The sequence below is a fragment of the Agrobacterium tumefaciens genome, assembly GCA_025559845.1.
Taxonomy (GTDB): domain Bacteria; phylum Pseudomonadota; class Alphaproteobacteria; order Rhizobiales; family Rhizobiaceae; genus Agrobacterium.
This window is the reverse complement of the sequence record CP048469.1, coordinates 1,608,469-1,622,411: the sequence shown is the minus strand read 5'-3', so window position 1 is coordinate 1,622,411 and position 13,943 is coordinate 1,608,469. Positions and strand designations below refer to the sequence as shown.

The 13,943-nt window shown below is 59.3% G+C and carries 10 protein-coding genes; 6 read left to right on the top strand and 4 right to left on the bottom strand.

Features of this window, described 5'->3' with window-relative positions:
• Positions 1–40 precede the first annotated feature (40 nt).
• Together FY156_08215 and FY156_08210 are read left to right on the top strand one after the other, a co-directional pair.
• Positions 41–2,554 carry an FAD-dependent oxidoreductase gene (locus tag FY156_08215; GenBank protein ID UXS01462.1) on the top strand — a complete coding sequence of 838 codons (2,514 nt, stop codon included), beginning with the start codon at positions 41–43 and terminating at the stop codon, positions 2,552–2,554.
• A 158-nt stretch (positions 2,555–2,712) separates the two neighbouring features.
• Positions 2,713–3,549: a response regulator gene (locus FY156_08210; protein ID UXS01461.1), complete on the top strand. Its 837-nt coding sequence runs from the start codon at positions 2,713–2,715 to the stop codon at positions 3,547–3,549.
• A gap of 15 nt (positions 3,550–3,564) precedes the next feature.
• Here FY156_08210 and FY156_08205 read toward each other — a convergent pair whose 3' ends face one another.
• Both FY156_08205 and parE read right to left on the bottom strand, forming a co-directional pair.
• Positions 3,565–5,121: a phospholipase D family protein gene (locus tag FY156_08205; protein ID UXS01460.1), complete on the bottom strand. Its 1,557-nt coding sequence runs from the start codon at positions 5,119–5,121 to the stop codon at positions 3,565–3,567.
• Positions 5,122–5,251: 130 nt separating this feature from the next.
• Entirely contained in the window at positions 5,252–7,354 is a 2,103-nt protein-coding gene (gene parE, locus FY156_08200; GenBank protein UXS01459.1) for a DNA topoisomerase IV subunit B, read from the bottom strand.
• Between the two features lie 209 nt (positions 7,355–7,563).
• On the opposite strand from parE, the gene FY156_08195 reads away from it, so the two are divergent.
• From FY156_08195 to FY156_08180, 4 genes are all read left to right on the top strand, one after another.
• Positions 7,564–8,445: an alpha/beta hydrolase gene (locus FY156_08195; GenBank protein UXS01458.1), complete on the top strand. Its 882-nt coding sequence runs from the start codon at positions 7,564–7,566 to the stop codon at positions 8,443–8,445.
• A gap of 230 nt (positions 8,446–8,675) precedes the next feature.
• Positions 8,676–9,446 (top strand): triose-phosphate isomerase, encoded by a 771-nt coding sequence (locus FY156_08190; protein UXS01457.1) that lies wholly within the window; start codon positions 8,676–8,678, stop codon positions 9,444–9,446.
• A gap of 104 nt (positions 9,447–9,550) precedes the next feature.
• Positions 9,551–10,000: a preprotein translocase subunit SecG gene (secG, locus tag FY156_08185; GenBank protein UXS01456.1), complete on the top strand. Its 450-nt coding sequence runs from the start codon at positions 9,551–9,553 to the stop codon at positions 9,998–10,000.
• A gap of 150 nt (positions 10,001–10,150) precedes the next feature.
• Positions 10,151–11,788, top strand: a complete 1,638-nt coding sequence (locus FY156_08180; protein ID UXS01455.1) for a CTP synthase — start codon at positions 10,151–10,153, stop codon at positions 11,786–11,788.
• A gap of 294 nt (positions 11,789–12,082) precedes the next feature.
• Here FY156_08180 and fumC read toward each other — a convergent pair whose 3' ends face one another.
• Both fumC and FY156_08170 read right to left on the bottom strand, forming a co-directional pair.
• Positions 12,083–13,474, bottom strand: a complete 1,392-nt coding sequence (fumC, locus tag FY156_08175; GenBank protein ID UXS01454.1) for a class II fumarate hydratase — start codon at positions 13,472–13,474, stop codon at positions 12,083–12,085.
• On the bottom strand, positions 13,431–13,685 hold the full coding sequence (locus FY156_08170; GenBank protein UXS01453.1) for a hypothetical protein: 255 nt from the start codon (positions 13,683–13,685) through the stop codon (positions 13,431–13,433). The genes fumC and FY156_08170 overlap by 44 nt, the downstream gene beginning before the upstream one ends.
• Positions 13,686–13,943: the final 258 nt, after the last annotated feature.

The following is a 13,943-nucleotide window of genomic DNA, read 5'->3' as shown; positions in this document are numbered from 1 at the left end:
CACACTTGCACGAGGCCGGCGCTCATGAGGGGTTCTGTAAATGAAGACACATGCACGGGCAGTGGTGATCGGCGGCGGCGTTGTTGGCGTGTCGACGCTCTATCATCTTGCCAGAAAGGGCTGGAGCGACAGCGTTCTGATCGAGCGCAAGGAACTGACATCCGGCTCGACATGGCATGCGGCGGGCCTCTTGCCGCTGTTCAACATGAGCTACTCGGTCGGCCAGATCCACAAATACTCGGTGAAGTTCTATGAGGAGCTTCAGGAAGAAACCGGCATGAATGTCGGTTTTGCGAAAGTCTCCAACATTCGTCTCGCCCGGACCAAAGATCGCTGGGACGAATATATGTATTATGCCGGCATTGCCGAAACCATCGGCATCAAGGTCAATATCCTCACCCCCGAGCAGATCAAGGAAGTCTGGCCGCTCTGCGAGACGGAAGGGCTTCTCGGCGCCATCCAGCATCCCGACGACGGTTACATCCAGCCTGCCGATCTGACGCAGGCGCTGGCCAAGGGGGCGCGTGATCGCGGCGCCACCATTTACCGCAACACCTCAGTCACCGGCATCGAACAGCTTGAAGACGGTCACTGGAAGGTGACAACGGATAAGGGCGAGATCATCGCCGAGCATATCATCTCCTGTACCGGCTCCTTTGCCCGCAAGACAGGCGAGATGGTCGGCATCAATATCCCCGTCATTCCGGTGGAGCATCAGTATATCGTCACGGAACCGCATCCGGCCATTCTGGAACGTCGCAAGCAGGGCCTGCCGGAAATGGGCGTGCTGCGCGAATCCGATTCCGCCTGGTACATGCGCGAGGAGGCCGGTGGCCTGATCCTTGGCCCATACGAAGTTGGTGCGCCGGTCTGTTATGTCGACGGCCCCTCCGACGACAGCGAATACGAACTGTTCCAGGAAGAACTCGACCGCCTGATGCCGCATATCGAGGCGGCGATGGTGCGCGTTCCGGCCTTTGGCGAGGTTGGCATCAAGAAGGTCTATAATGGCGCGATCGCCTATACGCCGGATGGCAACCCGATTGTCGGTCCGGCGCCGGGGCTCAAGAACTTCTGGCTGAACGAGGGCCACTCCTTCGGCATCACTGCTGCCGGTGGTGCCGGCTGGCAGCTTGCCGAATGGATTGTCGATGGGGAGCCGACGCTCGATCTGATGGGTGTCGATCCACGACGCTTCGGACCTTACGCAACGGAAGGCTATCTCATTGCCAAAAATGAGGAGGCCTATGCCAACGTCTTCACCATGCACTACCCGGATGAGGAGCGTTCGGCGGCCCGGCCGCTGAAGACGACACCGGTTTACGACCGCCTGAAGAAACTTGGTGGTGTGTTCGGTTCCGTCTATGGCTGGGAACGCGCCAACTGGTATGCGCCCGAAGGCTACGAGTTGCCGGAGAGCGAAAAGGGTGTTGGCGTCGATGTCATCACCAGCCACAACTACGCGCCAGCGCTGGATGATGGCCGTTTCGTTGAAAAGTGGTCGTTCCGCCGCTCAAACTATTTCGAGCATGTCGGCAACGAGGTGAAGAACGTTCACCAGAATGTCGGCGTGCTCGACATGTCGGCTTTCGCCAAAATGGAAGTTTCGGGTCCGGGCGCTCGCGCCTGGCTGGACAGCATTCTCGCCAATACGGTGCCGAAGAAGCGCGGCCGTATCGCGCTGACGCATCTTCTGACGCCGAATGGTGGCGTAAAGGCGGAGTTCACCGTCTACGAATGGGCACCGGGCCGTTTCTACCTGGTTTCGGCGGGCGGTCTGGAGTCCCATGACCACGATACGCTGTTCCGGCTGCTGCCGGGTGACGGATCGGTCGTGCTGCAGCCCATTACCCAGAAATACGGGGTGCTGGTGCTGGCAGGGCCGAAGTCGCGTGATCTTCTGAAGAAGCTGACGCGTACCAGTCTTGAAAACAAGGATTTCCCGTGGCTGACGGCAAAGCAGATTTCCGTCGGTGTCGCCACCGCTCATGCCTTGCGCGTCAATTTTGTCGGTGAACTCGGCTGGGAACTGCACCACCCGATCGAAATGCAGAATTACATCTTCGACCGGTTGATGGAGGCGGGGGCTGAATTCGGCATCAAGCCATTCGGCATCCGGGCGATGGTGTCGATGGCTGTCGAAAAGTCCTACCGCAACATGGGGCGTGAGCTTTCGGTGGAATACAACGCCTATGAGTCCGGTCTCGACCGTTTCCTGCGCCCCGAAAAATCCTTTATCGGCCGCGATGCGCTGGTGGCCTACAAGGAGGCAGGCGTCAAATGGATCTTCTCGACGTTGATCGTTTCAGGCAATAGCGATGTCGATGCGCGTGGGTCGGAAGCGATCTACGACGAAAGCGGCGAACTGGTGGGACGCGTCACAAGCGGCGGTTTCGGCTGGCGTATCAACAAGTCGGTGGCGCTTGCCATGCTGGCACCTGCACATGCTGCCATCGGCACCAAACTCAAGGTGCGTATTCTCGGCGTTCTCTACGATGCCGAGGTCGTGCAGGAGAGCCCGTTCGATACCGACAACGTGGCTTTGCGTGGCTGACCGGCACCTCATTCGAACACGATGGATACGGCCCTTCGGGGCCGTATTTTCTTTTGAGTAAGCATGTCCGCAAACTCGTTGCGCGGCAAAAATGCGATTAATCATTCGGCAAATGGTCCCGGCTATTTTTCCCGTGAAAAGACGGGGGCTTGGGGCACATGAACTTTCTCGGAATTACCGGAATGCAATATTCCGGCGTACCTTTTACGAACAATCGTATTCTGCTGGCGGAAGACACCAATGTCTTTACCCAGATGGTGAGCATGCGGCTGAGAGAGCTGCTGGGTGTCACCGTCGAAATCTGCCGCTCGTTCGAGGAGTTGCAGGAGTGCTACGAGCGCTCCTCCGATCCGGTGACTCTGGCGATTTCCAACATCAATCTGCCGGGTGCGGAAAACGGCGAGGCGCTCGAATATCTGATCGACCTGTCGATCCCGACCATCGTTTTTACCAGCACCTTCCACGAGGCGACCCGCGAAACGCTGATCGCCAAGAACGTGGTCGACTACATTCTCAAGGACAATATTTTCGCCGTCGACATGCTGACGGAATCCGTCTGCCGGTTCCTGACCAATCATCGTCACCACGTGCTGATCGTCGATGACAGCCCGACGGCGCGTGCCTTGTTGTCCAGCCGCCTCAAGCGCTACAATTTCCGCGTCAGCCTTGCCGACAGCGGTGCAAAGGCACTCGAAATCCTCAAGGCCAATCCGGATATCGGCCTTGTTGTCACCGACTACAACATGCCCGATATCGACGGTTTCGAGCTGACGCGCCGCATACGCACCATGCGCGGATCGCACGAGCTGCGCATCATCGGTGTGTCGTCTTCGACCAACCGGCTGCTATCGGCGCGTTTCCTCAAGGCTGGCGGCAACGACTTCATGCTGCGGCCGTTCATCGATGAGGAGTTCTATTGCCGCGTCAACCAGAACCTCGACACGCTGGTGCAGATCCAGCTTGCCAAGGCGGGTGCGAAGGCCGCAGCCGCCTGACGTCACCTTTCATCGTCAGAGCTGCGATTCCAGCGGCAGCAGGCCCATGACCCAGGCAATCAGCCGGCGTGCCGGCGGGGCGTTCGGCTCGCTGCTGTAACGCCTCGGTTCGCCTTTTTCCGTGCATGACCAGACGATGCGGTTGCCCCTGGTCATTTCGAGCTGAAAGCTCATGGAGCTGTTGGTTTCCTCGCAGAAGACGGCATCCATCATCTCGACAAGGGCAGGCGAGGAGAAAAGCACGCCCATTTCCGTATTCAGTGACATGGACCGTGGATCGAAGTTCAGCGAGCCGACGAAACCGGTTTCTCCATCCCGGGTGAAGGCCTTGGTGTGGAGGCTCGCCTGACCCGAACCACGCAGCGACAGCGGCTGGTGGTCGGCGCGTGGGCGCAACTCGTGAAGGATGACACCACCGGCCAGAAGCGGCTTGCGATAACGGGCATAACCGCCGTGAACGGCGGCGACATCCGTTGCTCCCAGCGAATTGGTCAGGATGTTGACGCAGACCCCGTCCTTTGCCAGTCCGGAGAAGGTCGCGACGCCCTGCTTGCCGGGAATGAAATAGGGGGAGGTGATGTGCAGCTTCTGCTGTGCGGCTTCCAGCAGTGGCAGAAGCGTCTCCATCAGGAAATTGTGACCCTGGCGCCGTTTTCCCGTAGCCTTCTCAGGCGGATCTGCCAGCACGTCGGCGGCATCGACCCAATGCAGCCGGTCGGACATCAGGAAGTTGCCGTTGTCATATTGTTTTTCGACACGGGCCAGATAGGGCTTGGCCGCATCGCTCTTCGGAAGGGCGGCAAGGTCGCGGCGCAATCTGGCGAGCTTGTTCGGCCGACGCGCCAGAAGAGAACGAACCGGCACGGCTGCGGCGCTGTTCCAGTAGTCGTCGAAGATCAGCGAGGCATCCTCGACAACCTTGCCGAAACCCAGAATGTCGAAATCGCGGAAATTGGCCTGCTCTGCCGCGTCGAAATAGGCGTCACCAATGTTGCGGCCACCGACGATTGCGACGCGTCCATCGGCAATCCATGCCTTGTTGTGCATGCGACGATTGACGCTGCCGAAGCGCAGCAGAAGTTCGATGCCACGATGCAGGGCGTTTTCGCGTGCCCTCGTCGGATTGAACAGCCTGAGATCGATATTCGGATGCCGGTCGATGGCATGGAAAACGCGGTCGGAGATCGATACCCCGAGATCGTCGAGAAGAAGGCGCACGCGAACGCCACGGTCGGCGGCGGCGACGATTTCCCGCATCATCAGCCGACCGGCCAGATCGGCGTTCCACATATAATACATCAGGTCGAGGCTGCGTCCGGCGGCGCGTGCCGTGGCAACGCGCACTGCAAAGGCATCGAGGTTGGATTGCAGGAGGCAGAGCGCATTTCGCTCATTGCGTCCGTTGCGTATCACCTGCCAGTGACGGTCGAGCGGTGTGCGGTTTTCATGCACCGGCAAGGCGCGGGAAGGGCGCTTCGGACTGGTTTTTTCGAGCTGTTTGCTGACAACGACAAAAAGGCTGGACCCGAGGACCAGCGACAGAATGGCTATGACGACCCAGATTGCAGTCACGTCTTTTTTTGCTCCCGCCCCGACAGTATCAGGCCGGGCGAAAACGCGCGAGAGGATAAAGCGTTCACGTAAGGGGAAGTAAAATTGCGGCCCGCAGAACGGGCCGCTCGAATGGCTCTGCGCTCAAGCGTCAGATATCCAGGTTTTCGGCGAAGGCGGCGCGTTCCTGGATGAAGCGGAAACGGGCGTCGGCCTTGGTTCCCATCAGGTTATCAACCGCTTCGCGGGTGCCTTCGAAATCCACATCATCGATCTCGACGCGCAGTAGCGTGCGCTTTGCCGGGTCCATGGTGGTTTCCTTCAACTGTGCGGCCATCATCTCGCCAAGGCCTTTGAAGCGACCGATTTCGACCTTGCGGCCCTTGAAGGTCGTTTCCATCAGTTCGGCGCGGTGGGCGTCGTCGCGGGCATAGGCTGTCTTCGCGCCCTGACGGATAACGTAGAGCGGCGGTACCGCGAGATAGAGATGGTTGCCGCGGATCAGTTCCGGCATTTCCTGATAGAAGAAGGTGATCAGCAGCGATGCGATATGTGCGCCATCGACGTCGGCATCGGTCATGATGATGATGCGTTCGTAACGCAGATCTTCTTCGCGATATTTTGTGCGCGTGCCGCAACCGAGCGCCTGAATGAGATCGGCAATCTGCTGGTTGGCAGAGAGCTTCTCACGGCTGGCGCTACCGACGTTGAGGATCTTGCCGCGCAGCGGCAGAATGGCCTGATTGGCGCGGTTACGCGCCTGCTTGGCCGAACCGCCAGCCGAGTCGCCCTCGACGATGAACAGTTCAGCACCTTCGGCGGTGTTCTGGGCGCAGTCCGCCAGCTTGCCGGGCAGGCGCAGCTTGCGCACGGCCGTCTTGCGGTTGACTTCCTTTTCCTTGCGGCGGCGAAGACGCTCTTCGGCGCGCTCGATCACCCATTCCAGCAGCTTGTCGGCTTCCGCCGGGTTGCCGGTGAGGTAATGGTCGAAGGGGTCGCGCAGGGCGTTTTCGACGATACGCTGCGCCTCGACGGTCGCAAGCTTGTCCTTGGTCTGCCCGACGAATTCCGGTTCGCGAATGAAGACGGACAGCATGCCGACGGCGGAAATCATCACGTCATCGGTGGTGATCTCCTTGGCGCGCTTGTTCTGCGTCATCTCCGCATAGTTCTTGAGGCCCTTGGTCAGCGCAATGCGCAGGCCGGCTTCGTGGGTGCCGCCTTCGGGCGTCGGGATGGTGTTACAATAGGAATGTAGCTGCGTGTCGCCGCCATACCAGGTGACCGCCCATTCAAGTGCGCCATGGCCGCCGGTCTTTTCGGTGCGGCCCGAAAAGATTTCGCGGGTGACGGTGAATTCCTTGCCAAGCGTGGCGGACAGATAATCCTTCAGACCGCCAGGGAAATGGAAAACCGCCTTTTCCGGAATTTCACCGCCCTGCTGGACGAGGCCTGGATCGCAGCTCCAGCGGATTTCAACACCGCCAAACAGATAGGCCTTCGAGCGCGCCATGCGGAAAATGCGGGCAGCTTCGAACTTGGCGTGCGGTCCGAAAATTTCCGGATCGGGATGGAAGCGAACGCGCGTGCCACGACGGTTGTGCACGTCACCGAGCTCTTCCAGCGGTCCAAGCGGCAGGCCGCGTGAAAAGCGCTGACGATAGAGCTTGCGGTTACGGGCGACTTCCACTTCCAGCAGGTCGGACAGCGCGTTGACGACGGAGACGCCGACGCCGTGCAGACCGCCGGAGGTTTCATAGGCCTTGCCGTCGAATTTGCCGCCGGCGTGCAGCTTGGTCATGATGACTTCAAGCGTCGACTTGCCGGGAACCTGTGGGTGGTTTTCCACCGGAATACCGCGACCGTTGTCGCTGACCGTCAGGAAACCCTCGGCATCGAGATGAACCTCGATGAAATTGGCGTGACCGGCAACGGCTTCGTCCATCGAGTTGTCGATGACTTCAGCAAACAGATGGTGCAGCGCCTTTTCATCGGTGCCGCCAATATACATGCCGGGGCGCATACGCACCGGCTCCAGGCCTTCGAGCACGCGGATCGAGGATGCGCCGTAGTCGTCACCGGATGATGAGACGGGCGGCGCAACGGATGTCGCGGCCGGCGCGGCAACAGGTGTCACGGCTGCGGGCTTCGGCTGCGTATTGGCGTTTGCAGGCTGCGCCGGTTCGCCCTGCGTTTCCGTTTCATCGCGCCGTGCTGCCGGTAGACCGGAGAAAAGATCGTTGCTGTCGTCCATCGTGCCCAAGGTTCAAGTCTTATCGTGTCGTCAGAATTTCGCCATGCGAATCGGCGCGAGTATAGCGCGAAACGCGACAATCCGCCCGGTCGGCCAAAGGCGAGGCCTCCTGCACGACTGAATATGTCAGGGTTTCGCAACAGGAGGATTGCGCCGCCGCCGTCGCGATGGCAAGTCTCAGGCCAACTAATGGAACGGTTCAGCAAGGCATGTCCACAGCTCATTTCACGTTTTGTACTCTTTTTTGCCTGACTGTTGCGGTGATGCCGGTCGCCGCGCAGACATCGGGCGGGCCGCTCAAGCCTTTCAAGGACGATCTGTTCTCGGGGCAGACGGTGCTTTCCACCGCCGACGGCGGAGCTTCGGAAGTTCTCGACTACGACGAAATGCGCGATATCAACGGCCGCGACGAGGTGCCCGAGCGACGCGTGAAACGGCAATATGTCGATATGGGTATCAAGAGGGTGCAGGCGCTCGAAACCGTCACGGCCGGGGGCAGGGCAGTCGAGGTAGGACGTGTCGGGCCGGCCTCCGGGCAGGCCTTCACTGTCATCTTCATCCACGGGCGCGGTGGCGACCGGCGACTTGGCATGAACGATTATACCTTCGGCGGCAATTTCAACCGGCTGAAGAACCTAGCCGCTGCCAATGGCGGCACCTATTATGTGCCGAGCGTCCGCTCTTTCGATGCGCAGGGTGTCGCAGATGTTGCCGCGCTGATTGCCGATGCAAAGCGCAGTTCCGGGGGCAAGCCGGTCATTCTCACCTGTGCCTCGATGGGCAGCTTCATCTGCTACGGCATCAGCCGCGACGCCACTGCCGTTGCCGATCTCAAGGGCATGGCCATTCTTGGCGGTGCGGTCGATCCCGAATTCCCGAAGAGCGCTTTTGCCAGGGCAAAGAAGCCGGTGTGGTTTACCCATGGCAGCGTCGACAAGGTCTATTCAGCCGATCAGCAGGCAACGATTTTCCGCACCATGCTCAAGGCCGGGCAACCGGCGCGGTTTTCGGTTTTCCAGACCGGGGGGCATGGAACGCCGGTCCGCATGACCGACTGGCGGACGGTGCTGAATTGGATTTTGAGCCGTTGACGGGGGTTTTATTGCCGTTATCGATGAAACTTGCGTGATTTCGGCAAAATTAACCACGGTTCTGAACCAAACCGGCGCTTTTTTATACCAATTGCCACTGGCTGCGGCTAAAGGGAGTGTCGGAGTTTTTAAGGCTGTCCGTCGCAGGGCGAACCGCGATCGGGGCAAGGGGAGAGGGGTAACGCTGCCAGGGTGGCGTTGACCCCGTTTCAGCAGAGGAATAGATACGCATGACGCCGAATGTTCGACCGCTCGTTGCCGGAAACTGGAAGATGAACGGCACCCGTTCATCCCTCGATCAGATCAAGGCCATGGCCGAAGGCGTCAAGGGGGCTCTGTCCGGAAAAGTGGACGCACTGATCTGCCCGCCTTCGACGCTGCTTTACGTAGCGACCGCGCTTTGCGACGATAGCCCGCTGCTGATCGGCGCGCAGGATTGCCATCAGAATGCTTCGGGTGCCCATACCGGTGATATTTCCGCCGAGATGATTGCCGATTGCTTTGGTACCCATGTCATCGTCGGCCATTCCGAGCGTCGCACCGACCATGCGGAGACCGACCATCTGGTGCGCGTCAAGGCAGAGGCTGCACATGCGGCCGAACTGGTTGCCATCGTCTGCATCGGCGAGACGGCAGATGAGCGCAAGGCGGGCCAGACGCTCGATATCCTGAAGCGCCAGCTTGCCGGTTCGCTTCCGGATGGCGCGACGGCGCAAAATACTGTCATCGCCTATGAGCCGGTCTGGGCCATCGGCACCGGCCTGACGCCGACCGTTCAGGATGTGCGCGAGGCACACGCCTTCATGCGCGACGAACTCGTCAAGCGCTTCGGTGGCGAAGGCGCCAAGATGCGAATCCTTTATGGCGGCTCGGTAAAGCCGTCCAATGCGCTCGAATTGATGGGCGTCGAAAACGTCGATGGTGCATTGATCGGTGGGGCGAGCTTGAAAGCGTCGGACTTCCTTTCCATCTATGCGGCATACGAGCAACTGACGGCTTGAAACACGGTTTCCTGTCACGGGGGCTTGGAATAAGCCGCTACCTCATGTAAAGAGCCGCAAAACCTTCTTTATGGTGCTCCTTTCGGGGCATGGAATGGATTGTCATGCAGACCGTTTTGATTGTTATTCACCTCATGATCGTGTTGGCGCTGGTTGGCGTCGTTCTGATCCAGCGTTCTGAAGGCGGCGGCCTTGGTATCGGCGGCGGTTCGGGCTTCATGTCCGCACGGGGAACGGCCAATGCGCTGACGCGGACGACCGGCATTCTTGCCGCGCTGTTCTTCATCACCTCGCTCGGTCTTGGTCTTCTGACCCGCTACGAAGCACGCCCGACCGATATCCTGAACCGTATTCCGGCCACGCAGGGTCAGGGTAACGGCATTCTCGATACGCTCGGCCCGGCGGCCACGACGCCAGCAACACCGGCTCCGGCCGACAACGGCGTTCCTTCTACCAGCCAGGCTCCGGCCGCTGGTGGCGCAGCCGCTCCGGCACCAGCCCCGGCGGCTCCCGCTCAGCAGGCGGACCCGAACGCAGTTCCGACCGGACAGTAAGCCCGGTTCAAGTTTAACGCTCCGGCAGGCCAAAAGCCTGCCGGTTTTCTTTTGTTCGCATTCCGGCCAGTGGAACTGCACGTTCGTCAACAGCGAATTTGCAAAAGCATGAATTTTGGGCTGGCGGAATCAAAGGTAAAAAGGTATCCGGTGAATCCCATGGCGCGATATGTATTCATCACAGGCGGCGTGGTCTCCTCTCTTGGAAAGGGCATTGCGGCCGCAGCACTCGGAGCGTTGTTGCAGTCCCGTGGTTATCGGGTGCGACTTCGTAAACTCGACCCCTATTTGAACGTCGATCCCGGCACAATGAGCCCGACACAGCACGGTGAAGTGTTTGTGACGGATGACGGTGCCGAGACGGACCTCGATCTTGGCCATTATGAACGCTTTACAGGGCGTTCGGCGACCAAGACCGACAACATCACCACTGGCCGCATCTACAAGAACATCATCGACAAGGAACGCCGCGGCGACTATCTCGGCGCGACCGTTCAGGTGATCCCGCACGTGACCAACGAAATCAAGGATTTCGTGATCGAGGGCAATGACGACTACGACTTCGTCATCTGCGAAATCGGCGGTACCGTGGGTGACATCGAAGCGATGCCGTTCATGGAGGCGATCCGTCAGCTCGGTAACGACCTGCCACGCGGCACGGCGATCTATCTTCACCTGACCCTGATGCCGTACATTCCGGCTGCAGGCGAGCTGAAGACCAAGCCGACCCAGCACTCCGTCAAGGAACTGCAGGCACTGGGTATTCACCCTGACATTCTTCTGGTGCGCGCAGACCGGGAAATCCCGGAAGCGGAACGCCGCAAGCTTTCGTTGTTCTGCAACGTGCGCGAATCGGCCGTTATCCAGGCGCTCGACGTTGCCAACATCTACGACGTGCCGATGGCCTACCACAAGGAAGGTCTCGACAACGAGGTTCTCGCAGCGTTCGGCATCGAGCCTGCACCGAAGCCGCGTCTCGAGCAGTGGGAAGAGGTTTGCGACCGCATCCATACGCCGGAAGGCGAAGTGACCATTGCCATCGTCGGCAAATATACCGGTCTTAAGGATGCCTATAAGTCGCTGATCGAAGCGCTGCATCACGGTGGCATCGCCAACCGCGTCAAGGTCAAGCTTGAGTGGATCGAATCGGAAGTCTTCGAAAAGGAAGATCCGGCGCCTTATCTGGAAAAGGTCAATGCGATCCTCGTTCCCGGTGGTTTCGGCGAGCGCGGTTCCGAAGGCAAGATCATGGCGGCGCAGTTCGCCCGTGAGCGCAAGGTGCCTTACTTCGGCATCTGCTTCGGCATGCAGATGGCTGTCGTCGAAGCAGCCCGTCATCTCGCCGGTATCGAAAAAGCCTCGTCGACCGAATTCGGTCCGACGCAGGAGCCTGTTGTCGGTCTGATGACCGAATGGGTGAAGGGCAATGAGCTGGAGAAGCGCAACGCGAAGGGTGATCTCGGCGGAACGATGCGTCTTGGCGCGTACAAGGCATCGCTCAAGAAAGACACCAAGATTGCCGAAATCTACGGTTCGACCGATATTTCCGAGCGTCACCGCCACCGTTACGAAGTGAACGTGGACTACAAGGATCGCCTGGAAAACTGCGGCCTGGTGTTCTCGGGCATGTCACCGGACGGCGTTCTGCCTGAGACGGTGGAATACCCTGACCATCCGTGGTTCATCGGCGTTCAGTACCACCCGGAACTGAAGAGCCGTCCGCTCGATCCACACCCTCTGTTCGCCAGCTTCGTTGAAGCGGCGCTCGAGCAGAGCCGTCTGGTTTAAGAATTCGAAAGGGCCGCGAAAGCGGCCCTTTTTGTTTGAGGGTGCTTCTCCGGTTTGATGGGCTGAACGAAATGGCCCGAGGTCTGCCATCATACCGCGCTCCATGAAATCACCCTTGCGGTGCTACGGACGTAGTCAGGCCACGACGCGCCTGCGCCTTGAGACGAGCCCCTGATCGCACCCGGCTCAGAATCAAATCGGTCATTGGGGAGGGGAGCAAACTCTTTCTATCCACCCAACAAAAAAACGGGCCCGAAGGCCCGTTCCTGACTGTCAGTGAAAATCGCGATCGGCTTATTTCGGGCCGATCATGTTTTCCGGGCGAACGTACTGGTCGAATTCCTCGTTGGTGAGGTAACCGCCGCCGACGGCTTCGTCGCGCAGCGTTGTGCCGTTCTTGTGTGCGGTCTTGGCGATCTTGGCGCAGATGTCGTAGCCGAGCTTGCTGTTCAGCGCCGTGACGAGCATCAGGGAGTTTTCAACGCCCTTCTTGATGTTGTCTTCGCGGGCCTCGATGCCGACAACGCAATTGTCGGTGAAGGAGACGGCGGCGTCGCCGAGAAGCTGGACCGACTGGAGGAAGTTGTACGCCATCATCGGGTTGTAGACGTTCAGCTCGAAGTGGCCCTGCGAGCCAGCGAAGGAAAGAGCTGCGTTGTTGCCGAAGATGTGGGCGCAAACCTGTGTCAGCGCTTCGGACTGGGTCGGGTTGACCTTGCCAGGCATGATCGACGAGCCAGGCTCGTTCTCAGGCAGCGACAGTTCACCAAGACCGGCGCGCGGACCGGAGCCGAGGAAGCGGATGTCGTTGGCGATCTTGAAGAGAGCGGCTGCGGCAGCATTGATGGCGCCGTGCGAGAAGACCATGGAATCGTGCGAAGCAAGTGCTTCGAACTTGTTCGGCGCGGTCACGAACGGCAGGCCGGTGATCTTGGAAATCTCGTCGGCAACCTTTTCGGCAAAGCCGATCGGTGCGTTGAGGCCCGTGCCGACAGCCGTGCCGCCCTGTGCCAGCTTGGAAAGCGCGGGCAGGGTGGTTTCGATGTTGGCGATCGCAGAAGCAACCTGGGCTGCGTAGCCGGAGAATTCCTGGCCGAGTGTCAGCGGCGTTGCATCCTGCGTGTGGGTGCGGCCAATCTTGATGATGTGTTCGAACTGCTTGACCTTGGCTTCGAGCGCCGCGTGCAGGTGCTTGAGGCCCGGCAGCAGGTGGTGAACGATCTGCTCGACGCAGGCGATGTGCATCGCGGTCGGGTAGGTATCGTTCGACGACTGGCTCATGTTGACGTGGTCGTTCGGGTGAACGGGCTTCTTGGTGCCCATTTCGCCGCCGAGGATTTCAATCGCACGGTTGGAGATAACCTCGTTGGCGTTCATGTTGGACTGTGTGCCCGAACCCGTCTGCCAGACGACCAGCGGGAAGTGCTCGGTCAGCTTGCCGTCGATGACTTCCTGTGCAGCCTGAATGATGGCATCGCCGACTTTCGGGTCGAGGCCGGCGAGCGCCATGTTGGCGCGGGCGGCGGCCTGCTTGACGATGCCGAGTGCACGCACGACGGAAGCAGGCTGTTTTTCCCAGCCGATCTTGAAGTTGCCGAGCGAGCGCTGCGCCTGCGCGCCCCAGTAGCGGTCGGCCTGAACCTCAATAGGGCCAAATGTATCGGTTTCCGTGCGTGTGGCTGTCATCAATCTTGCCTTTATATTCGTTTTCCTCCGCCAAAACGGCGCCTCGGCCCGCTTCGCGCGCGCCGATATATAGAATCATCGTGCCGCCAATGAAAGCGTTGGCGTGGAGCTGCGGCAGATATTTCCCGACTTTGCGAAAAAGCAGGGAACGTGGCATTTTTACTACGCGGCCGTCAGACGTAAAAAAGCCATCGCGACAGGCTTTGCCCATCTTCAAAGTCTTGTCGTAAAGTTAATGAAATAAATGAAAATTTAACCGTTCTGACCAATTCTGGAAATTACGCTTTTATGGTTTCGGCTGTAACATGAAGTTCATTCCGCGGCAGGTTTGTGCTTCGCGCGTTTTCTTTTCAACAGGCCGCCGATCGGCTAGACAAAGCATGAAACTGACGCATGTCTTCGGATAGACATGCCGGGTGCTACGAGGATCAAATTGCAAGTCACATCTGGAAAAACATCAGCAGCAGTA

Excerpts from the sequence above, each read along its gene's own strand:
- FY156_08215 (UXS01462.1), top strand. The coding sequence starts at position 41 with ATGAAGACACATGCACGGGCAGTGGTGATCGGCGGCGGCGTTGTTGGC.
- FY156_08210 (UXS01461.1), top strand. The coding sequence starts at position 2,713 with ATGAACTTTCTCGGAATTACCGGAATGCAATATTCCGGCGTACCTTTT.
- parE (UXS01459.1), bottom strand. The coding sequence starts at position 7,354 with ATGGACGACAGCAACGATCTTTTCTCCGGTCTACCGGCAGCACGGCGC.
- FY156_08195 (UXS01458.1), top strand. The coding sequence starts at position 7,564 with ATGTCCACAGCTCATTTCACGTTTTGTACTCTTTTTTGCCTGACTGTT.
- FY156_08190 (UXS01457.1), top strand. The coding sequence starts at position 8,676 with ATGACGCCGAATGTTCGACCGCTCGTTGCCGGAAACTGGAAGATGAAC.
- secG (UXS01456.1), top strand. The coding sequence starts at position 9,551 with ATGCAGACCGTTTTGATTGTTATTCACCTCATGATCGTGTTGGCGCTG.
- fumC (UXS01454.1), bottom strand. The coding sequence starts at position 13,474 with ATGACAGCCACACGCACGGAAACCGATACATTTGGCCCTATTGAGGTT.
- FY156_08170 (UXS01453.1), bottom strand. The coding sequence starts at position 13,685 with ATGGGCAAAGCCTGTCGCGATGGCTTTTTTACGTCTGACGGCCGCGTA.